This is a genomic window from Pseudomonas sp. GW823-FHT05G12 (assembly GCF_058795575.1).
In genome coordinates, this window is sequence record NZ_CM179501.1 from 4,901,153 (window position 1) to 4,922,012 (window position 20,860).

Here is a 20,860-nt window from a genome sequence, read left to right on the forward strand (position 1 = left end):
GCCCCGTTCCCCGCACCACCCAACGGACTCAGCATGCCCGCTCTCGATGCCACCCTCACCCCCTGGCCAGAACTCGCCGCCCGCCATCCCTGCGACGCCCTGCTGCTGGGCAACGGCGCCAGCCGCGCAGTATGGAAGCCGTTCGGCTACTTCTCGCTGTTCGAGCAAGCGCAACGCGCAGGCCGCAAGAAAGGCCTGGCGGTCAGCGACCAGGCACTGTTCAAGTCCTTGGCCACGGAACTGTTCGAGCCGGTGCTCAGCGCCCTCAACACCACCGTGCGTACCAACGCCGCCCTGGCCATCAACTCCACCGCGCCGCTGAACCGCTACTACTCGATCAAGGAAGCGTTGATTCACGCCGTGCGCACAGTGCATCTGCCCTGGCCGCTGATGCCGAAGGCCACACTGGCAACCCTCAATCAGGCGCTGCGCGGCTATCGAAGCGTCTACACCAGCAACTACGACCTGCTGCTGCCATGGGCCGTGCAGCACGCCCCGAGTGGCTTCGCCGAACTGTTCGACGAACAAGGCTATTTCGACGTGCGACGCACCGGCAGCGAAGGCACCCGGGTGCTGCACCTGCATGGCGGCCTGCACCTGCTCAAGCTGCCCGACGGCACCACCCGCCAGCGCAGCGCTGAAAGTGCCGAACTGCTCGATGGGTTTGCCGTGAACATCCCGGGTGAAGTACCGCTGTTCGTCAACGAAGACCGCAGCGACGAAAAACTGCGCGCTATCCGCAACTCGGACTACCTGAGCTGGTGCCTGGGGCAGCTGGCGCAGGAAAACCACGGGATATGCCTGTTCGGGCAGCATCTGGACAGCAGTGACCGGCACCTGCTCGACGCTGTGCGCCAAGCCCGTCCGCAACAGCTATCCATTGCCATTCGGCCGCTGGGCGAGGCTTCGGTGATCAATCAGAAGCAGCATTTTGCAGATCGTTTCGGGGATTTGCCGGGGACGGCGCTGCATTTCTTCGATGCCAGCACCCACCCGTTGGGGCAGGCAGCATTGGCTATCGAAGTGCCCTCTGCTCGGCGCTGACAGCGTCCCCGGAGGCGTGCCGGTGGGTGGCGTCAGAGCAACCCATCCGCGCGCAACAACGTTTCCAGGCAATGCTCCTGCACCCCATAGAACGCCTTGAGCTGGGCAATCTTCTCCAGCAACGCCCCGTTATCTCCCGCCTGCCGCCGCTTCACCGCAAGAATCATCTTGTTCTTGTTGGTGTGCTCCAGCGAGATGAATTCGAACACTTTGGTTTCATAGCCACAGGCTTCCAGGTACAGCGCGCGCAGGCTGTCGGTCAGCATTTCGGCCTGCTGGCCCAGGTGCAGGCCATACTGCAGCATGGGTTGCAGCAACCCTGGGCTGTGCAATTGCGGGCGGATCTGCTTGTGGCAGCACGGCGAGCACATGATGATCGCGGCGTTGCAGCGGATGCCGGTGTGGATGGCGTAGTCGGTAGCGATGTCACAGGCATGCAAGGCGATCATCACCTCGATGGCCTCAGGCACCACGCTGCGCACATCACCACACTGGAACTCCAGGCCTGGGTGGTCGAGGCGTGCGGCCGCGGCGTTGCACAGGTCGACCATGTCCTGGCGCAGCTCCACGCCGGTGACCTGTGCGTCGCGGCCCAAACTGTTGCGCAGGTAGTCATGCATGGCAAAAGTCAGGTAGCCCTTGCCCGAACCGAAGTCGGCCACCCGCAGCGCCTGTTCCGTAGACACCGGTGCATTGGCCAGGGCGTGGTCGAAAACCTCGATGAACTTGTTGATCTGCTTCCACTTGCGCGACATGGACGGGATCAGTGCGCCTTGTGCGTCGGTCACACCGAGGTCGCGCAGAAACGGCCGCGACAGCTCCAGATAACGCTTCTTCTCGCGGTCATGCCCGCTGCCCGCATCGGCCACGCGCGGTGCCTGGGCACCGTGGCGCTGGAGCATCGGTTTGCCCTTCTTGCTGAAGGTCAGCTGCACTTCGCCGTCAGCATCGAACAGATGGGCATTGCGGAAGCTGTCCGGCAGCAGTTCGGCAACCAGCACCTGGGCCTGGTCCAGCGGCAGGTTGCGGGTGATGTCGCGGGTCTGGTGGCGGTAGACCAGCGAAAGGCACGGCTGGCCCTTGACCTGCAGCGGCTTGGCAATGATCCGTTGCAAGGTCTGGTCGGCACCGACATGGCGCGCCAGCACCAGCTTGACCAGGGTTTCGCCGTGCAGGGTGGCGTTCAGCAGGTCGAGAAACTGAGCGCGCGCATCCGGCGCGCAAGAGGCAGAAGTACTGGCGGACATGAAAAAGGGGGCCTTGGGAAGCGGAACGCCTATTCTAACGTGCCCCAAGCACCCTGTGGGAGCGGGCTTGCCCGCGAACACCGGCAAAGCCGGTGCCAGACACCCTGTCGCCTGTTTCCAAGGCAAGCCTGTGCCCACAGGAAATCCAGCAAGGCTGGACGCTCCTTCAGTCGAGAATCACCAAGCGGTTGGGCAACTCGTTGCGTGCATGGGTTGGCGGCACGTGCTGGCTAAGCAACTCGCCACACGCTTCGATGCACTCGACAAAGCCCTGCAAGGTACGGCCCTGGCGCACCTGCTCGGCCAAGCGGGCACCGATGGCCGCGCGGGCTTGGGCATCCAGGCAGTGCTCGATACCCCGATCGACCAGGATCTCCACATGCCGCTCCGCCTCGCTGACGAAAATCAGCACGCCCGTGGCGCCTGCTGTGCGCTGCAGGTTCTGCTCGCGAAACTGCTGGTGGGCCAGGCGCGAGGCACGCCAGCGGCGCAAGGTACGGGGGATCAGCCAGTCGGCCAGGCGCGGGTTGCGCAGCAGCATGCACAAAACGACGAACAGCAGCACGTTGCCCATCAGCACGCCACGCACGCTGGGCCAAGCCAGCAGCCAGTGCAACAGACCGGGCACGGTCAGTGCCAGCACGGCGGCCCACAACAACGGCCAATACGCATAATCGTCGGCACGACGGGCAAGCACCGTCACCAGTTCGGCATCGGTACGCCGTTCGGCACGGGCAATGGCTTCGGCAATCTGCCGCTGATGGTATTCGTCGAAGGGGGTCATGCCGTCGGTCTCTTGAGCGTTCTTATAGTTGTTATCCCGGCATTCGGGGCTTCATCCGCAGGCGACATATTCAGGCATAATCCGCCGCTGGAAGAATTGCCTGCAAATCGTACAACAATAGCCGCCTGAAAACTTCGGTCGCGCACGTATCACCGTGGATACGGCAGAGGCCCCAAAACGGAATTGATGATGAAACTGTCTTTGCTGGGCCTGGCCATGGGCCTTGCCAGTCAGGCGGCCCTCGCCGCCCCCACCGCCCCGCCCCTGCAGGACAAGCAGGCCTTTATCGAGCATCTGATCAGCCAGATGACCGAAGCCGAAAAAATCGGCCAGTTGCGCCTGATCAGCATCGGCCCGGAAATGCCCCGCGACAAGATCCGCGAGGAAATCGCCGCCGGCCGTATCGGTGGCACCTTCAACTCACGCACAGCCCCCGAAAACCGGCCGATGCAGGACGCGGCCATGCGCAGCCGCCTGAAGATCCCGATGTTCTTCGCCTACGACACCGTCCACGGCGAGCGCACCATCTTCCCGATCGGCCTGGGCATGGCCGCGACCTGGGACATGGAGGCCGTCGCCAAGGTCGGCCGCACCGCCGCGATCGAAGCCTCGGCCGACGCCCTGGACATGACGTTCGCGCCAATGGTGGATATCGCCCGTGACCCGCGCTGGGGCCGCACCAGCGAAGGTTTCGGCGAAGACACCTACCTGACTTCGAGAATCGGCCAGGTAATGGTGCGCTCGTTCCAGGGCAGCAGCCCGGCCAACCCCGACAGCATCATGGCCATCGTCAAGCATTTCGCCTTGTATGGCGCCGTGGAAGGCGGGCGCGACTACAACACGGTCGATATGAGCCTGCCGAAAATGTACAACGACTACCTGCCACCCTATCGCGCCGCGCTCGATGCAGGTGCCGGTGGCGTGATGGTGGCGCTGAACTCGATCAACGGCGTACCGGCCACCTCCAACACCTGGCTGATGAACGACCTGCTGCGCAAGGAGTGGGGCTTCAAGGGCGTGACCATCAGCGACCACGGTGCCATCCAGGAACTGATTCGCCACGGCGTCGCCCGTGACGGCCGTGAAGCCGCCAAGCTGGCGATCAAGGCCGGCATCGACATGAGCATGAACGATACCCTGTACGGCGAAGAGCTGCCGGGCCTGCTGAAGTCCGGCGAGGTGACCCAGCGCGAGCTGGACCAGGCGGTGCGTGAAGTGCTGGGTGCCAAGTACGACATGGGCCTGTTCAAGGACCCGTACGTGCGCATCGGCAAGGCCGAAACCGACCTGAAGGACTACTACGGCAACGACCGCCTGCACCGCGAAGCTGCGCGTGACGTGGCACGCCGCAGCCTGGTGCTGCTGGAAAACCGCAACCAGACCCTGCCGCTGAAAAAGGCCGGCACCATTGCCTTGGTCGGCCCGCTGGCCGATGCCCCGATCGACATGATGGGCAGCTGGGCAGCCGACGGTAAGCCCGTTCACTCGGTGACCGTGCGCGAAGGCTTGCGCCGCGCCGTGGAGGGCAAGGCCAAGCTGGTCTACGCCAAAGGCTCCAACGTCACGGGCGACAAGGCGATCTTCGATTACCTGAACTTCCTCAACTTCGATGCTCCGGAAATCGTCGACGACCCACGCCCGCCTGCTGTGCTGATCGATGAAGCAGTCAAGGCGGCGAAGCAATCCGACGTCGTGGTCGCAGTGGTCGGCGAGTCCCGCGGCATGTCCCACGAGTCGTCGAGCCGCACCACCCTGGAGATCCCGGCCAGCCAGCGCGAGCTGATCAAGGCGCTCAAGGCCACCGGCAAACCGCTGGTGCTGGTGCTGATGAACGGCCGGCCGCTGTCGATCAGCTGGGAGCGCGAGCAGGCCGACGCCATCCTGGAAACCTGGTTCGCCGGCACCGAAGGCGGCAATGCCATCGCCGACGTGCTGTTTGGCGACTACAACCCCTCCGGCAAGCTGGCCATTACCTTCCCACGGTCGGTGGGGCAGATCCCGATGTACTACAACCACACCCGCATCGGCCGGCCGTTCACGCCGGGCAAGCCGGGCAACTACACCTCGCAATACTTCGAAGAACCCAACGGGCCGCTTTATCCGTTCGGCTATGGCTTGAGCTACAGCAGCTTCGAGCTGTCGGGCCTGAACCTGTCGAGCAAGGATCTCAAGCGCGGCGATACGCTGGATGCCAAGGTAACGGTCAAGAACACCGGCAAGGTTGCAGGCGAGACGGTGGTGCAGCTGTACCTGCAGGATGTGTCGGCGTCGATGAGCCGCCCAGTGAAAGAGCTGAAAAACTTCCAGAAGCTGATGCTTGAACCGGGTGAAACCCGCACGTTGACCTTCCGCATCAGCGAGGACGACCTGAAGTTCTACAATGGCCAGTTGCAGCGGGTTGCCGAACCAGGGGAGTTCAATGTCCAGATAGGGCTGGATTCCCAGGCGGTGCAGCAGCAGAGCTTTGAATTGCTTTGACTGAAAAAGGCCGCCTGTTCCGGCCTTTTCGCGGGTAAAACCGCGCCTACAGGTGCTGCAGAGTCCCTGTAGGCGCGGGTTTACCCGCGAAGAGGCAGGCCCCGATCTCCCACCACCGGATCCGCCCCCGATGCCCTTTTCCTTTCGCGCCCTGCGTCTGGGGCTGATCACCCTGCTGATCGTGCTGGGTACCGCACTCAGCGCCGGCTGGGCCATGCACCAGGCCAAGCGCCAGGCCATGGAAGACGACGCCAAGCGTGCCAGTCAGCAACTGGGCCTGTACGCCAACGCACTGCACACCCTGATCGATCGCTACCGTGCCCTCCCCGCCGTGCTGGCGCTGGACCCGGAGCTGATCGCAGCCTTGCGCGGCCCGGTCGACGAAAAGGTTCAGAACGCCCTGAACCTCAAGCTCGAACGCATCAATGGCGCCGCCAATTCCTCCACCCTCGAGCTGCTCGACCGCACCGGGCTGGCCATTGCCGCCAGCAACTGGCGGCTGCCCAGCAGCTACGTCGGCTCCAACTACGGTTTCCGCCCCTACTTCAAGCAAACCCGCAGCCAGGGCAGTGGACGCTTCTATGCCGTGGGCGTGACCAGTGGCGTGCCGGGCTACTTCCTCGCCAGCGCGGTGAACGACGAGCACGGCCGATTCCTTGGCGCCATGGTGGTGAAGCTGGAGTTCCCCGAGCTGGAGCGCGAATGGCGACAGGGCAACGATATCCTGTTGGTCAGCGACGCCCGCGGCATCACTTTCATCGCAAACCAGGATGGCTGGCGCTACCGCGAACTTCAGCCGCTCAGTGGCGCCGACCGTGCCGAGCTGGCCGAAACCCGTCAGTACGACAAGCAACCGCTGGTGCCGCTACACCATCAGGTGCTGACGCGGTTTGCCCCCTACAGCACCCTTAGCCGCGTGCAAGGCCCCGAGGGTAGTACCGAGTACCTGTGGGAAAGCCTGCCGCTGGAAGGCGAAAACTGGACCTTGCACCTGCTGCGCAAACCGCAGGTCGCTGCCGACGGCCGTAATGCCGCGCTTGGCGCCGCCGCCGTCTGGCTGAGTCTGGTGTTCGCCGCCCTTTTCGTCAGCCAACGCCTGCGCCTGGCACGCCTGCGCCAGCGCAGCCGGCAAGAACTCGAACGCCAGGTCGAGGAGCGCACCCGCGAGCTGCGCACTGCCCAGGAAGGCCTGGTGCAATCAGCCAAGCTGGCCGCACTCGGGCAGATGTCGGCGGCCATGGCCCACGAAATCAACCAACCGCTGACCACCCAACGTATGCAGCTGGAAACCCTGCGCCTGCTGCTTGACCATGGTCGCCATGACGAAGCGCGGCAAGCGCTGGAGCCACTGGAACAGATGCTCACGCGCATGGCAGCACTTACCAGCCACCTGAAAACCTTTGCCCGCAACAGCCCGATGGGCCTGCGCGAACGCCTTGACCTGGCAACCGTGGTCGACCAGGCCTTGCACCTGCTGGAAGCGCGCCTTCGCAACGAGGAAGTGGAAGTGGCTCTGTACCTGGCACGCCCGGCCTGGGTACGCGGGGATGCCATCCGCCTGGAGCAGGTGCTGATAAACCTCCTGCACAATGCACTCGACGCCATGCTCGACAAGCGTTACAAACGCCTGGAGATCCGCATCGAACCCGACGGGGACCTATGGCGCCTGAGTGTGCTCGACTCGGGTGGCGGCATTGCCGAAGCCGACCTGGCCAAGGTCTTCGACCCGTTCTTCACCACCAAACCGGTGGGGGAAGGGCTAGGGCTGGGCCTGGCCATTTCCTACGGCATCGTCCACGAGGCCGGCGGCCAGCTGCGGGCCGAAAACCTGCCTGGCGGCGCGCGCCTGAGCCTTACCCTGCCCCGTGACCTGGAGCCTGTATGTTGAATTCGGTGATCGTCGTCGATGATGAAGCCAGTATCCGCACTGCTGTCGAGCAATGGCTGAGCCTGTCTGGCTTCAGCGTGCAGTTGTTCGCTCGCGCCGAAGCGTGCCTGGCACACCTGCCGCAGCACTTCCCTGGGGTGATCATCAGCGATGTGCGCATGCCGGGCATGGATGGCCTGCAATTGCTCGAACGCCTGCAGGCGAACGACCCCGACCTGCCCGTGATTCTGCTGACCGGTCACGGTGATGTACCGATGGCGGTAGAAGCCATGCGCATGGGGGCCTATGACTTCCTGGAAAAACCCTTCACGCCGCAAGATTTGCTGGGCAGCCTGCGCCGCGCCCTTGAAAAACGCCAGCTGGTGCTTGAGAACCGCCGGCTCCACGAGCAGGCCGACCTCAAGTCACGCCTGGAAGGCACGCTGCTGGGCATGTCCCAGGGCCTGCAACAGCTGCGCCGGCAAGTGCTGGACCTGGCCGGCCTGCCGGTGAACGTGCTGATCCGCGGTGAAACCGGCAGTGGCAAGGAGCGGGTGGCCCGCTGCCTGCACGACTTCGGCCCCCGTGCCGCCAAGCCCTTTGTAGCCCTTAACTGCGCGGCCATCCCCGAGTCGCTGTTCGAGGCCGAACTGTTCGGCCATGAGAGCGGCGCCTTCACGGGCGCCCAGGGTAAACGCATCGGCAAGCTGGAGTATGCCAACGGTGGCACCGTGTTCCTCGACGAAATCGAGAGCATGCCCCTGGCCCAACAGGCCAAGCTGTTGCGGGTGATACAGGAGCAGAAACTGGAGCGCCTGGGGGCCAACCAGAGCATCAGCGTCGACCTGCGCATCATTGCTGCGACCAAGCCTGACCTGCTCGAGGAGGCTCGTGCCGGGCGCTTCCGCGAAGACCTGGCCTACCGCCTGAACGTCGCCGAATTGCACCTGGCACCGCTGCGCGAGCGGCGGGAGGACATTCCGCTGCTGTTCGAACACTTTGCCCGTGCTGCCGGTGAAAAGCTTGGTCGCGCGGCCCCGCCGCTATCGGGTGCACAGCTGGCCCAGCTGCTGTCACATGACTGGCCTGGCAACGTGCGTGAACTGGCCAATGCGGCGGAGCGGCATGCGTTGGGGCTGGGTTCGCCAAACATCGAGGTGGCACCTGCCGGGCAGTCGCTGGGCGAGCAGATGGAAGCATTCGAGGCGCAATGCCTGCGTGCGGCCTTGCGTCAACATGGGGGCGAGATCAAGTCGGTGATGGAGGCCTTGCAACTGCCGCGGCGCACGCTTAACGAGAAGATGCAACGGCATGGGCTGGTGCGTGAGGATTTTATTGGGCAGGCATGAGCGGAAATCCGCTTATGACCAAGACCTGGTAGGCAAAAAACCGCTCATGACGTCGAGGTTTTGGACTGCTTTGCAGCCCTTCGCGGTCAAGCCCGCTCCTGCAAAGGGCGGCGCAACACCCACTGCTGTGCCGGCTCGGGCTATTTGATGCCCTCAAATGAATCAGCCCGCACCCATTTGGCACACCTTCTGCAATTGCCTTGGCAAGCTGCGCCACGGCGCGCTCCACAAAAACAACGAGAAGGTATCCCTGATGGATAACGCCACCTCCCTGCCTGCCGGGGCGGCCACCGCGCCTGCCGCAGAAAAAACCACCGCCAGCCGCTTGAAGTCGATTTTCAGCGGGTCCATCGGCAACATGGTCGAATGGTACGACTGGTACGTCTACGCCGCATTCTCGCTGTACTTCGCCAAGGCCTTCTTCCCCGCCGGCGACTCCACCGCACAACTGCTCAATACCGCCGCGATCTTCGCCGTGGGCTTCCTGATGCGCCCGATCGGTGGCTGGCTGATGGGCCTGTACGCCGACCGCAAGGGCCGCAAGGCCGCGCTGATGGCGTCGGTCCTGCTCATGTGTGCAGGCTCGCTGGTCATCGCCCTGACCCCGGGTTACGAAACCATCGGCGTCGCCGCACCTGTCCTGCTGGTCATCGCGCGCCTGCTGCAGGGCCTGTCGGTGGGTGGTGAATACGGCACCTCGGCCACCTACCTCAGCGAAATGGCCAGCAAGGAGCGCCGTGGTTTCTTCTCCAGCTTCCAGTACGTGACCCTGATCTCCGGCCAGCTCATCGCCCTGGCGGTACTGATCGTCCTGCAACAGACCCTGACCACCGAGCAGTTGTACGCCTGGGGCTGGCGCGTGCCGTTCGTGATCGGTGCGCTGTGCGCGGTGGTGGCCCTGTACCTGCGTCGCGGCATGGAAGAAACCGCCTCGTTCACCAAGAAGGAAAAGGCCAAGGAAAGCCTGATGCGCACCCTGCTGCGTCACCCCAAGGAGCTGATGACCGTCGTCGGTCTGACCATGGGCGGCACCCTGGCCTTCTACACCTACACCACCTACATGCAGAAATACCTGGTCAACACCGTGGGCATGAGCATCAGTGACTCGACCACCATCTCGGCCGCCACGCTGTTCCTGTTCATGTGCCTGCAGCCGGTGATCGGTGGTCTGTCCGACAAGATTGGCCGCCGTCCGATCCTGATCGCTTTCGGTGTGCTCGGCACCCTGTTCACCGTCCCCATCCTCAGCACCCTGCACACCATCCAGACCTGGTGGGGTGCGTTCTTCCTGATCATGGCCGCCCTGATCATCGTAAGCGGCTATACCTCGATCAACGCCGTGGTCAAAGCCGAGCTGTTCCCTACCGAGATTCGCGCCCTGGGCGTTGGCCTGCCGTATGCCCTGACGGTGTCGATCTTCGGTGGCACCGCCGAATACGTGGCCCTGTGGTTCAAGAGCGCTGGCATGGAGAGCGGCTTCTACTGGTACGTCACCGCCTGTATCGCCTGCTCGCTGCTGGTTTACGCGACCATGAAAGACACCAAGCAGCACTCGCGGATTACCACTGAGTAACGCTGGCCTGGCAGTACTAAAAGGGGCGCTCCATTGCATGGAGCGCCCCTTTTCTATTCAGACTTTTCCTTCTTAACGCCCTATTAATTCCACCTTGGCAAGCTGCAATGGCTGGCAGAACGTTGGCGCCCGCGCGAACGCTCCCAAGCCAGCCTTGCGGCCTGAAGCACGACATACGCGCCCAAATACATCGAACAAATGGATTATTTAGCACTATTTTTTGCGCTTTTTAATCAAATTATTCGGCGTAGGATTAAACCCATAGAAACAAACAACTCACAAACCCCTGGAGCAACGACCATGAAAAACAAACTGATCCTTACCCTGGCCCTCTCGGTTTTCGCAGCTGGCGCCTTCGCCGAAGATGGCTTCGACCGGACCGACGCTCACACCTTTGCCGCGGTTCAAACCCAGTCAGCCAGCTACGCTGAAGACGGCTTCGACCGCACCGGCGGCCAGCGCTTCGCCGAAGACGGCTTCGACCGCACCGGTGGCCAGCGCTTCGCCGAAGACGGCTTCGACCGCACCGGTGGCCAACGCTTCGCTGAAGACGGCTTCGACCGCACCGGTGGTCAACGCTTCGCTGAAGACGGCTTCGACCGCACCGGTGGCCAACGCTTCGCTGAAGACGGCTTCGACCGCACCAATGCGCACCGCATCAGCTGATACCTGATTGCGAGCACCCAGCCCGGCTTCGGCCGGGCTTGATCATTTGCAGGCGAGCTCAGGCTTGGCACACTAGGCACCTTGTCCATCAGGAGGTAGGGCCAACAAGCCCAGCACAGATGTATTACTACGAACCCGCCAAAGGCCACGGCCTGCCGCACGACCCGTTCAATGCCATCGTCGGTCCCCGCCCGATCGGCTGGATCTCCTCTCAGGACCGCGAAGGCCGCCTGAACCTGGCGCCTTACAGCTTCTTCAATGCGTTCAACTACATCCCGCCGATCATCGGTTTCTGCAGCGTCGGGCGCAAAGACAGCCTGAACAACATCGAGCAGACCGGTGATTTCGTCTGGAACCTGGCCACCCGCCCACTGGCCGAGCAAATGAACCTGAGCTGCGCACCGGTCGCTGCCGAAGTGAACGAATTCGAATTGAGCGGCCTCACTGCCGCACCGTCTAGCATCGTCAAGGTGCCGCGCGTGGGTGAAACGCCGGTAGCCTTCGAGTGCAAGGTCAGCCAGATCGTCCAGCTCAAGCGGGCCGACCAGGAACAGGTGCCCAGCTGGCTGATCCTTGGAGAAGTGGTGGCGGTGCACATTGCCGAGCACCTGTTGAACAACGGCATCTACGATACCGCTGCCGCCGAGCCAATCCTGCGTGGGGGTGGCCCGGCGGATTATTTCGAGCTGGGCAACCTGTTCAAGATGGCCCGACCGCCGGCCTGATCACCAGACCAGCTCACCCTCTTCGCTGACGCCCTGCAGGCGTTGCAGCTCGGCGGTGGCCGCTTCGTCGGCGGCCACGGCGCCCTTGAACACCTGCCCGTCGAGAACCTTGTGAAAGCGCGGCGCGCCGCCCATGCCCAAGGCTTTGACCGCGATGGCTGCGTTATAGCCGCCACCTTCCACCGGCACCATCGCCGATACCGCTTCGAAATGAGTGAATTCCCTACGTGCCATGTTGCTGTCCGCGTGATTGAACAAGGGCGTCACTTTACCTCATTCACGCTCAATCGAAGGTATGCAAGTCCAGGCTGCTGACCACCTGGGCCTGCACCAGCTCACCGAACACCTCCAGTGTCGGCGAAGCAAAGTAACCACTCATCGCCTGCTGGTCCTGCCAGCTTCCGCTGAGCAACCACAGGTCAGCATCAGCCTGAGAACGCTGCACGGTAAAACTCAGGCAACCCGGTGTACGCAGCGAGGGCTCGAGCAGGTCACGCAGGCGCGCGCCCAGCTCTGCCGAGCGCCCGCTGCTGGCACGGATGAAAGCAAGGTGGGTGACCGGTTGTTTAAGGGTCATTGCACAATCTCCTTGAAGCAGGCGGACGGAAAAGCCAGGCTGCCAAGGTTAGGCGCTCACCCGCGCGGCGCGTTAGGCCATTACTGCATGTCGATTGCCTGATCCTGCTGCGCGGCAGGATCAGGCAATCCACATGCAGCTTTCGACTAGCGCCCGTCTTTGCTCAAACCTATGCTGCGTCGGTCAGCAGAGGAAAGCCATCATGACCACCGCCACGTCCACCGAACCGACCCTGGAATTGCAGCGCCTGGAGCTGGCCGAGCTGATCAACCGCCACGCGGGCGAGCCCTATGGCCCAGCATCGGCCATCGATGACCTGTACCTGGTGCGTTACACCGAAAATGTGCGTTCTGTACCCACCCTGGCGCAGCCTGCCCTGTGCATCCTTGCCCAGGGCAGCAAAAGCCTGTTCCTGGGTGACGAGCAGTACGCCTACGACCCACTGCATTACATGGTCGTTTCGGTGACCTTGCCACTCAGTGCCGTAAGGCTGGATGCCAGCCCCGAGAACCCAAGCCTGGGCCTGCGCATGGACCTGGACCCGGCCGAGATCAGCCAGCTGATCGCCGAAAGCGGGCCGATGCTGGTACCCAATAGGCCTTCCGGCCGTGGTTTGTATGTGGAAAGGACAGATGCCGCGTTACTCGATGCCCTGCTGCGGTTGCTGCGGCTGCTGGACACCCCCCGCGACATCGCAATGCTGGCGCCGCTGTTTCGCCGCGAGATTCTCTACCGCCTGCTGCGTGGGCCGCAGGGTTACCGGCTGTATGAAATTGCCTTGGCCAACAGCCAGACCCACCGGGTTTGCCAGGCCATCACTTGGCTCAACAACAACTTCCAACAGCCGCTGCGTATCGAGGACCTGGCCCGTGAGGTCAACCTCAGCACCTCGACCTTGCACCACCGCTTCAAGGCCGTGACCTCGATGAGCCCGCTTCAGTACCAGAAGCAGCTGCGCCTGCAGGAGGCGCGGCGGCTGATGTTGAACGACGGGCTGGAGGCGGCGGTGGCGGCTTATCGGGTGGGTTATGAAAGCCCGTCGCAGTTCAGCCGTGAATACAGCCGGCTTTACGGCGCGCCGCCGATTCGTGATGTGGCTCGGTTGCGGGCTACTGCGGTCTGAAGCTCGACATTCGCCTGCACCGGCGCTTTCGCGGGTAAACCCGCTCCTACAGGTTTTTGTACAGATGCGAAAATTGCGCGCTGCCTGCAGGCGCGAGAGGCCGATACAGGCAATCGCAATGCTTCAACCCAATACCGCGGCCTGCCACTGATTCTGGTCCACCTGAATCAAGGTCGGCCCCTTGCGCTCCACCGCTTGCCCGAGCGCGGCCTGCAATTGGGCGATATCGGCCACGTTCTCTGCTGCCGCGCCCAACGCCCGCGCCACGCCGATGAAATCCGGGGTATGGATATCCACCCCGACCGGCTCGATCGCCCGATTGACCATGTATTTCTTGATTTCCTCGTACCCCTGGTTATTCCACAGCAGTACGATCAGCGGTACCTGCGCCTCCACTGCACTGGCCAGTTCCGGCAGGGTGAACTGCAAACCACCATCACCAATCAGGCACACCGCCGGAGCGCGTTCGACGGCCTGCTCGGCACTGCCCAACCAGGCGCCCATGGCTGCTGGCAACGCGTAACCCAAGGTGCCGTAACCGGTCGAGGCGTTGAACCAGCGGCGTGGCTGCTGCATGTCGAGTGTCAGGTTGCCGGTGTACACAGGTTGGGTCGAGTCGCCCACCAGAATCGCATTCGGCAGGCGCTCCAGTATGGCGCTCAGCAAACGCGTCTGGCTCAGGGTGGGCTGGTCCCAGTCTGCCGCCAGGACCTTGCGCAGGTCGGCCACGCGGGCCACGCCCCAAGTGCTTTCGTGCACTGGCTGCGGCTGAGCTTGCAAGGCACCGAGCAGCGCTACGGCTGCCAGCTCGGCATCGGCCACCAGCGCCAGCTCCGGCAGATAATTACGCACGGTCTGGTCCGGGTCGATGTCAATGCGCAGCAGACTGCCCGGGATCTCGAAGCCACCCTTGAAGGTCACGTCATAATCGGTTTCGGCCAGTTCGGTGCCGATCGCCAGCACCACGTCAGCCTCGGCCACCAGCGCCCGTGTGGCCGGTAACGACTGGGTCGAGCCGATCTGCAATGGGTGGCTGGCAGGCAGCAAGCCTTTGGCATTGATGGTCAGCGCCACCGGGGCCTGAAGGTGTTCAGCAAGGCGTGCCAGCGCAGCGCCCGCAGCCAACGCCCCGCCACCGGCCAGAATCAGCGGCCGACGTGCACTGGCCAGTCGCTCAGCCATCTGCGCCACGGCCTGCGGTGCAGCCCCAGCCCGACTGCCACGTACAGGGCGGCCCGGCAGCAGGAAGTCGGCCGGTTCAACCAGCACATCGAGCGGGATTTCGATATGCACCGGGCGTGGCCGGGCACTGTCGAACACGGCAAATGCCCGGGCCAGCACCTGCGGCAAGTCGGCTGCACTCATCAAGGTGTGGGAAAACGCCGCCACACCCGATACCAGCGCGGCTTGGTTGGGCAGCTCGTGCAACTTGCCACGGCCACCGCCCAGTTGGTCACGGGACTGCACGCTGGAAATCACCAGCATCGGGATCGAGTCGGCATAGGCCTGGCCCATGGCAGTGGTGATATTGGTCATGCCCGGGCCAGTGATGATGAAGCACACCCCGGGTTTGCCGCGGGTGCGCGCATAGCCGTCAGCCATGAACCCGGCACCTTGCTCATGACGCGGGGTGATGTGGCGAATGGAAGAGCCCGCCAGGCCACGATAGAGCTCCACGGTATGTACACCGGGGATGCCAAAGACATGATCGACGCCATAGCCTTCAAGGAGTTTGACCAGTACTTCGCCGCAGGTTGCCATCAGGGATCACCATGAATCTTGTTGGGGTATGCCCTTATTGGACCCAAGCCACGGCTATCGCCACAATGTAAAAAAACACATACTAGCCATGTCCTGTGATCATGGCTTACTGCAATGAAACGCCTCCCGCCCCTGCCTGCCCTGCACACGTTTCTGGTCACCGCCCAGCACTGCAACTTCACCCGCGCCGGGCAGCAGTTGCACATCACCCAGGGCGCTGTCAGCCGCCAGATTGCAGCCCTCGAAGAACACCTCGGTTATGCCCTGTTCAAGCGCGAGGCGCGTGGGTTGAGCCTGACCCGTGAAGGCCTGGACTGGTTGCCGCGGGTGCAGCAGGTGTTCGCCCTGATCGAACAAGGGGTGCGCGAGGTGGGTGAGCACAGCACCACCCTGCAGCTCAAGGCCCCCACCTGCGTGATGCGTTGGCTGCTGCCGCGCCTGATGGAGTGGCAGGCACTGCGCCCGGACGTACCGGTGGAGCTGACCACGACCGTGCAGCACGGGGTGGATTTCCGTCGTGAGGGCTTCGATGCGGCAGTGGTCTACGGCGATGCACCGAACCACGGGCTGCAGGTGCGCAAGCTGTTCGATGAGCAGCTGACCCCGGTGTGCGCACCGTCACTGCGTGAAGGGCCAGTGCCGTTGCAGCAGGTGGAAGACCTGGCCAGGCACATGCTGCTGCATCCCTCGCGGGATGAACACGACTGGCGGTTGTGGTTGCAGGCGGCTGGAGTGACGCTGGCCACGCATGGACCCAAACAGCATTTCGAGACACTCGACATGGCGATGGCCATGGCCTCGCAGGGGACAGGGGTGGCGATCGGCGATTGGTCGCTGATTGGCGATGACCTGCGCGGTGGGCGGTTGTGCATGCCGTTTGCGCTGAAGGTGCTGACAGGCAAGGGATATTACCTGGTGAGCCAGGCCAGGAGCTTGCCGCCGGGGTTGCTGGAATTGCTGGACTGGCTGGAGGGCCAGGCCAGCCTGTGACGGCCCTTTCGCAGGCGACTCAATAGCCGACTGTGAACCGTTGCCGCGAGTGTTTCGGCTTCTCCAGCTCATCCAGCATGGCAATCGCATAGTCGGCAAACGTGATCCAGCTCTTGCCGTCCGCACCGATCAACAGATGATCCTTGCCCAGCGCATAGTGACCTCTGCGCTCACCCTCAACGAACTCGGCCGAAGGCGAGAGGAAGGTCCAGTCCAGGTTCGGCTCGCGCCGCAGCGCCTCCAGAAAACGCACGCCGGCACTGGCCTCGGCTTTATATGCCTCCGGGAAATCCGGGCTGTCGATCACCCGATGCCCTGACGGCAGCAACAAGCTACCGGCGCCACCCACCACCAGCAGGCGCTTGACCCCGGCGCGCTTCACCGGCTCGATGATGGCGTGCGGCTGCATTGTCGAGAAATGCGCGGCACTCAACACAGCGTCCATACCTGCGACGGCTGCTTGCAGGGCCGCGCTGTCCGTGGCATCCAGCGACTTGACGGTCACACCCTCACGCCCTTCAAGCGTGGAAGGGTCGCGGGCAATGGCCAGTACACGGTGACCACGGCGCAGAGCCTCTTCCAGCAACTGGCTGCCAGCGCGGCCAGTGGCACCGATGATTGCGATCTTGCTCATGAAATACTCTCCATCAGTTGAACGAAATGACTGCCCTTGGCGACCTTCGCCGCCAGCGCCAGGGCTCTCGTCTGCCGGCTTCGGATAACGCCTTCCGGCAAACAATGCGCACAGCTTAGTTACCCGATTCGTCACAAAAAATGCGATGCTCAGACATAGTTTGTTTCTGAAATCGGGCAAATCATGGATCGCCTCAACGCCATGCGTGTATTCGTCACCGTCATCGACCTGGGCAGCCAGTCGGCGGCGGCGGACTATCTGCAGTTATCGCGGCCGGTCGTGTCGCGCTACCTGGCAGAGTTGGAAGACTGGGTTGGCGCGCGGCTGATGCAGCGGACCACGCGCAAGCTCAGCCTCACGGCAGCCGGCCAGGAAACCCTGCCTCGCTGCCGGCAACTGCTGGAACTGGCCGGCGACCTGCAGGCTGCCGTGCAGCAGCCGGAAGACGCGCCAAGGGGGGCGCTGCGTATCAGCGTCAGTACCTCATTCGGCCAGGCACAGCTGGTGGATGCAGTGGCCGCCTATGTGCGGCGCTTTCCCGACGTGAAGGTAGAACTGCAGATGCTCGACCGCACCGTCAACCTGGTGGACGAGCGCATCGACCTGGCCATTCGCACCAGCAATGACGTGGACCCCAGCCTCATCGCCCGGCGCCTGAGCGTGTGCCGCTCGGTCGTGTGCGCGGCACCGGCCTACCTGAATGAGCGAGGCACGCCGCAAAGGGTTGAGGAACTGAGCCTGCACAACTGCCTGACCCATGCCTATTTCGGACACAGCTTGTGGCATTTCGCGGTAGCCGGCCAGCAGGTCGCCGTCCCCGTATCGGGAAACATCAGTGCCAATGAGGTTATGACCCTGCAGAGGGCCGCGCTGGCTGGCGCAGGTATCGCCATGCTGCCAACCTTCCAGGCCGCAGACGCCATACGCCGGGGTGAACTGGTGCGTCTGCTGCCCGAGGCCAAACCGCGTGAACTGAACCTTAATGCGGTGTATACGTCGCGCAAACACATGCCGGCGACCTTGCGCAGCATGCTGGATTTCCTGGTACAGCGTTTCAAGGACGAGCCGGAGTGGGATCGGGATCTATACTAGTGGCGTACACCCCTATCGCTGTCACAGGAGGTGAGCACCATGGGCATCAAATCCAGAAGAGTCGCCCTTGTCATGGCCCTTACCGCAGTTACAGCGCTGTATGGCTCGGCCTGCTGGCGCGCCGAACTGCTACGCAGCCAGCCAAGCGTCGCCAATAGCTGCGAGCAGGCACATTGCGTGCCTCACAGTGCAACCTTGAGCGCCGTCCGTTGAATGGACGGCGCCCTGCCGATCACTCTTCGACGCTCATGTATTCCTTGGCCCAGCGAATGTAGTCTTCTGGCTGGGTGTAGGTGTGCGAGAGTTCGGTGGCACTGAGGTTTTCCGACTTGTTCTGCCGACCACGCTGCAGCCGCAGGCAGTCGTAAGTGGCCTTGATCGCGGCAAAGTAAGCCGCATGGCCATCGACCACGATGCGCACGCCCAGACGCGCCAGGCGCTCGTCATCGCGCAGGTTCGGGTTGCCATAGGTGACCAGCATCAGCGGCACGGTCAGATGCTCGGCAATCTGCTCGAGCTGCTCGAAGTCCTTGACCCCGACTATGCAGATGCCATCAGCGCCCGCCTTCTGGTAGCTCTGGGTACGCACGATGATTTCTTCGGTGCTGATTACGCCCGCGTTGGTACGGGCAATGATCGACAGGGACGAATCGACCCGTGCCTCCAGCGCCGCGCGGATCTTGCCAACCCCCTCCTCGACCGGGATCAGGTCGGTGGACTTGCGCCCGAACTGGGCAGGCAGCAGGGTGTCCTCGATGGTCAGTGCGGCCACACCGGCGCGCTCCAGTTCGATCACCGTGCGCATCACGTTCAGTGCGTTGCCATAGCCATGGTCGGCGTCGGCCAGTACCGGCAGTTGCGCGACCCGACCAATGCGGGTGGCCTGCTCGACGAACTCGCTGAGGGTGATCAGAGCGAAGTCCGGAGCAGCCAGTACCTGCAACGAAGCGACCGAACCGCCGAGGATACCGACTTCGAAGCCCAGGTCTGCGGCAATGCGTGCCGACATTGGGTCGAACACCGAGGCAGTGTGGAAACAAGAACCTGAAGCGAGCAGCTCGCGGAAGGCAAAACGCAGATCTTGGTGGGAAGCCTTGGGCATGATCACTCCGCAAAAAAGTTGAAATTTGAACGGTAACTACCGACCCCTGTAATCGGGTCTACCTGACCTGTTCCAACCGTCGCCATCTGGGCGGTCATGCTCGACATGCAGGCAGAGGAATAAAAGGTGTGGGAGACAGCGGACTGAAAAACCTGCGGCAATATGCTGCACCAACCTGGTGCAAGCCCCGGATTTCAGCCTCTGTGGCATACCAACGATATCACGCAGCCATGCAGCACTGGATGAATGCGCCAATGCCGATCTTGCATAGGGGATGCAGATAGTACATAGGAAGCTACCTAACTCAGGTTACAATCCGAGGGCTTCTGTGAGAGCAGGCTTGCCCGCGAAGGGGCCGCCATAGACAAAACAAGGTATTCCCGTGACCGCCGCCCTGCCCCCCACCGCCCTGCGCAACGTGCTCACCGCCCTGATGCTGGCCATCTTCCTCGGCGCACTGGACCAGACCATCGTCGCCGTCTCGCTGCCGGCCATCTCGGCGCAGTTCAGCGATGTCGGCCTGCTGGCCTGGGTCATCTCCGGTTATATGGTGGCCATGACCGTGGCCGTGCCGATCTACGGCAAACTGGGCGACCTTTACGGCCGGCGCCGGATGATCCTCACCGGCATCAGCCTGTTCACCCTGGCCTCCATTGCCTGCGCCATGGCCCAGGACATGCCGCAACTGGTGCTGGCCCGGGTACTGCAGGGTATCGGCGCAGGCGGGATGGTCTCGGTGAGCCAGGCAATCATTGGCGACTTCGTGCCCCCGCGCGAACGCGGCCGCTACCAGGGCTACTTCAGCAGCATGTACGCCGCGGCCAGCGTGGCCGGGCCAGTGCTGGGCGGCTGGTTGACCGAGTACCTGTCGTGGCGCTGGGTGTTCTGGATCAACCTGCCGCTGGGGCTGGTCGCCTTGTGGGCCATTCGCCGTGCGCTCGCTGACATGCCAGTGCAGCGTCGTGAGGCACAGGTGGACTACCTTGGCGCCATGCTGTTGATTCTCGGCCTTGGCAGCCTGCTCCTGGGCATCACCTTGGTGGGCCAGGGCCACGCCTGGGCCGACCCGGCCGTGCTGGCGCTGTTCGGCTGCGCCCTGCTGGGCCTGGCGCTATTCATCGCCCACGAACGCCGCTGCCCGGAGCCGCTGCTGCCGCTCAGCCTGTTCGGCAACCGTGTGGCAGTGCTGTGCTGGGCGGTGATCTTCTTCGCCAGCTTCCAGTCCATTTCGCTGACCATGCTCATGCCCCTGCGTTACCAGGGCATTACCGGCGCCGGTGCCGACAGCGCCGCCCTGCATCTGCTGCCGCTGGCCATGGGGCTGCCCATGGGCGCCTTCACAGGTGGCCGCATGACCAGCCGGACCGGGCGCTACAAGCCACAGATCCTGGCCGGTGCACTGCTGATGCCAGTGGCCATTTTCGCGATGGCACTGACCCCGCCGCAATCAGCGTTGCTCAGTGCGCTGTTCATGCTGCTGACCGGTATAGCCTGCGGGCTGCAATTCCCGACCTCCCTGGTGGGTACACAAAGCGCGGTGGCCAGCAAAGACATCGGCGTGGCCACCAGCACCACCAACCTGTTCCGTTCGCTGGGCGGAGCCATGGGCGTGGCATGCATGTCCAGCTTGTTGCTGGCACTGCTGCATCAGGGTGGTTTCGAACTGTCGGGTAATCCGTTGCTGGGGAGCTTGAAGGCCGCAGAGGTGGACCCGGTGACTCAGGGACGGTTGCTGGAAACGTTCCGGCAGCTGCTGATGGGGAGTGCGGTCGTCGCGGTGCTGGGACTGCTTGCGGCATTGGCCTTGCCCGACCGGCAATTGCGCGGCCGCTGAAGGCTACGCACTCG

The 20,860-nt window shown here is 63.2% G+C and carries 18 protein-coding genes; 11 read left to right on the plus strand and 7 right to left on the minus strand.

Annotation, left to right across the window (positions count from 1 at the left end):
* Positions 1 to 33 precede the first annotated feature (33 nt).
* Complete coding sequence (locus AC3RCM_RS22430; protein ID WP_409263680.1) at positions 34 to 1,044, plus strand: DUF4917 family protein; 1,011 nt, start codon at positions 34 to 36, stop codon at positions 1,042 to 1,044.
* A 32-nt stretch (positions 1,045 to 1,076) separates the two neighbouring features.
* Here AC3RCM_RS22430 and AC3RCM_RS22435 read toward each other — a convergent pair whose 3' ends face one another.
* Together AC3RCM_RS22435 and AC3RCM_RS22440 are read right to left on the minus strand one after the other, a co-directional pair.
* Entirely contained in the window at positions 1,077 to 2,291 is a 1,215-nt protein-coding gene (locus AC3RCM_RS22435) for a class I SAM-dependent methyltransferase (RefSeq protein ID WP_104887102.1), read from the minus strand.
* 166 nt (positions 2,292 to 2,457) lie between these two features.
* The gene (locus tag AC3RCM_RS22440) at positions 2,458 to 3,075 is read right to left on the minus strand and encodes a TPM domain-containing protein (protein ID WP_104887101.1); all 618 of its coding nucleotides are present in this window, start codon (positions 3,073 to 3,075) and stop codon (positions 2,458 to 2,460) included.
* 186 nt (positions 3,076 to 3,261) lie between these two features.
* Here AC3RCM_RS22440 and bglX point away from each other — a divergent pair, with 186 nt between their 5' ends.
* From bglX to AC3RCM_RS22470, 6 genes are all read left to right on the plus strand, one after another.
* Positions 3,262 to 5,553 (plus strand): beta-glucosidase BglX, encoded by a 2,292-nt coding sequence (bglX, locus tag AC3RCM_RS22445; protein ID WP_198747812.1) that lies wholly within the window; start codon positions 3,262 to 3,264, stop codon positions 5,551 to 5,553.
* 130 nt (positions 5,554 to 5,683) lie between these two features.
* Entirely contained in the window at positions 5,684 to 7,441 is a 1,758-nt protein-coding gene (locus tag AC3RCM_RS22450; RefSeq protein ID WP_064491128.1) for an ATP-binding protein, read from the plus strand.
* Complete coding sequence (locus tag AC3RCM_RS22455; RefSeq protein WP_104887100.1) at positions 7,435 to 8,769, plus strand: sigma-54-dependent transcriptional regulator; 1,335 nt, start codon at positions 7,435 to 7,437, stop codon at positions 8,767 to 8,769. The genes AC3RCM_RS22450 and AC3RCM_RS22455 overlap by 7 nt, the downstream gene beginning before the upstream one ends.
* Positions 8,770 to 9,022: 253 nt before the next feature.
* On the plus strand, positions 9,023 to 10,342 hold the full coding sequence (locus tag AC3RCM_RS22460; RefSeq protein WP_003251986.1) for an MFS transporter: 1,320 nt from the start codon (positions 9,023 to 9,025) through the stop codon (positions 10,340 to 10,342).
* A 300-nt stretch (positions 10,343 to 10,642) separates the two neighbouring features.
* Positions 10,643 to 11,008 carry a hypothetical protein gene (locus AC3RCM_RS22465; RefSeq protein WP_012053623.1) on the plus strand — a complete coding sequence of 122 codons (366 nt, stop codon included), beginning with the start codon at positions 10,643 to 10,645 and terminating at the stop codon, positions 11,006 to 11,008.
* 119 nt (positions 11,009 to 11,127) lie between these two features.
* Positions 11,128 to 11,733: a flavin reductase family protein gene (locus AC3RCM_RS22470; RefSeq protein ID WP_492629151.1), complete on the plus strand. Its 606-nt coding sequence runs from the start codon at positions 11,128 to 11,130 to the stop codon at positions 11,731 to 11,733.
* Here the strand turns inward: AC3RCM_RS22470 and AC3RCM_RS22475 are convergent, their stop codons facing one another.
* Both AC3RCM_RS22475 and AC3RCM_RS22480 read right to left on the minus strand, forming a co-directional pair.
* The gene (locus tag AC3RCM_RS22475) at positions 11,734 to 12,000 is read right to left on the minus strand and encodes a hypothetical protein (protein WP_014859143.1); all 267 of its coding nucleotides are present in this window, start codon (positions 11,998 to 12,000) and stop codon (positions 11,734 to 11,736) included. It lies immediately after the preceding gene.
* 16 nt (positions 12,001 to 12,016) lie between these two features.
* Positions 12,017 to 12,310, minus strand: a complete 294-nt coding sequence (locus AC3RCM_RS22480) for a putative quinol monooxygenase (protein WP_010952504.1) — start codon at positions 12,308 to 12,310, stop codon at positions 12,017 to 12,019.
* Between the two features lie 202 nt (positions 12,311 to 12,512).
* Here AC3RCM_RS22480 and AC3RCM_RS22485 point away from each other — a divergent pair, with 202 nt between their 5' ends.
* A complete protein-coding gene (locus tag AC3RCM_RS22485) occupies positions 12,513 to 13,433 on the plus strand; it encodes an AraC family transcriptional regulator (protein ID WP_003251974.1) in 921 nt (306 codons plus the stop codon).
* Between the two features lie 123 nt (positions 13,434 to 13,556).
* Here the strand turns inward: AC3RCM_RS22485 and AC3RCM_RS22490 are convergent, their stop codons facing one another.
* On the minus strand, positions 13,557 to 15,194 hold the full coding sequence (locus tag AC3RCM_RS22490) for a 5-guanidino-2-oxopentanoate decarboxylase (protein WP_064491131.1): 1,638 nt from the start codon (positions 15,192 to 15,194) through the stop codon (positions 13,557 to 13,559).
* Between the two features lie 114 nt (positions 15,195 to 15,308).
* On the opposite strand from AC3RCM_RS22490, the gene AC3RCM_RS22495 reads away from it, so the two are divergent.
* Positions 15,309 to 16,184, plus strand: coding sequence for a LysR substrate-binding domain-containing protein (locus AC3RCM_RS22495; protein ID WP_012053627.1), 876 nt, complete (start codon positions 15,309 to 15,311; stop codon positions 16,182 to 16,184).
* Between the two features lie 19 nt (positions 16,185 to 16,203).
* On the opposite strand, the gene AC3RCM_RS22500 is transcribed toward AC3RCM_RS22495, so the two are convergent.
* A complete protein-coding gene (locus AC3RCM_RS22500) occupies positions 16,204 to 16,818 on the minus strand; it encodes an NAD(P)-dependent oxidoreductase (RefSeq protein WP_064491132.1) in 615 nt (204 codons plus the stop codon).
* 183 nt (positions 16,819 to 17,001) lie between these two features.
* Between AC3RCM_RS22500 and AC3RCM_RS22505 the strand changes: the two genes are divergently transcribed.
* Positions 17,002 to 17,910: a LysR family transcriptional regulator gene (locus tag AC3RCM_RS22505; protein WP_064491133.1), complete on the plus strand. Its 909-nt coding sequence runs from the start codon at positions 17,002 to 17,004 to the stop codon at positions 17,908 to 17,910.
* Positions 17,911 to 18,142: 232 nt separating this feature from the next.
* Here the strand turns inward: AC3RCM_RS22505 and AC3RCM_RS22510 are convergent, their stop codons facing one another.
* Positions 18,143 to 19,012, minus strand: a complete 870-nt coding sequence (locus AC3RCM_RS22510) for an isocitrate lyase/PEP mutase family protein (protein WP_492629152.1) — start codon at positions 19,010 to 19,012, stop codon at positions 18,143 to 18,145.
* Between the two features lie 382 nt (positions 19,013 to 19,394).
* Here AC3RCM_RS22510 and AC3RCM_RS22515 point away from each other — a divergent pair, with 382 nt between their 5' ends.
* A complete protein-coding gene (locus tag AC3RCM_RS22515; RefSeq protein WP_064491134.1) occupies positions 19,395 to 20,846 on the plus strand; it encodes an MDR family MFS transporter in 1,452 nt (483 codons plus the stop codon).
* The last annotated feature ends 14 nt before the right edge of the window (positions 20,847 to 20,860 follow it).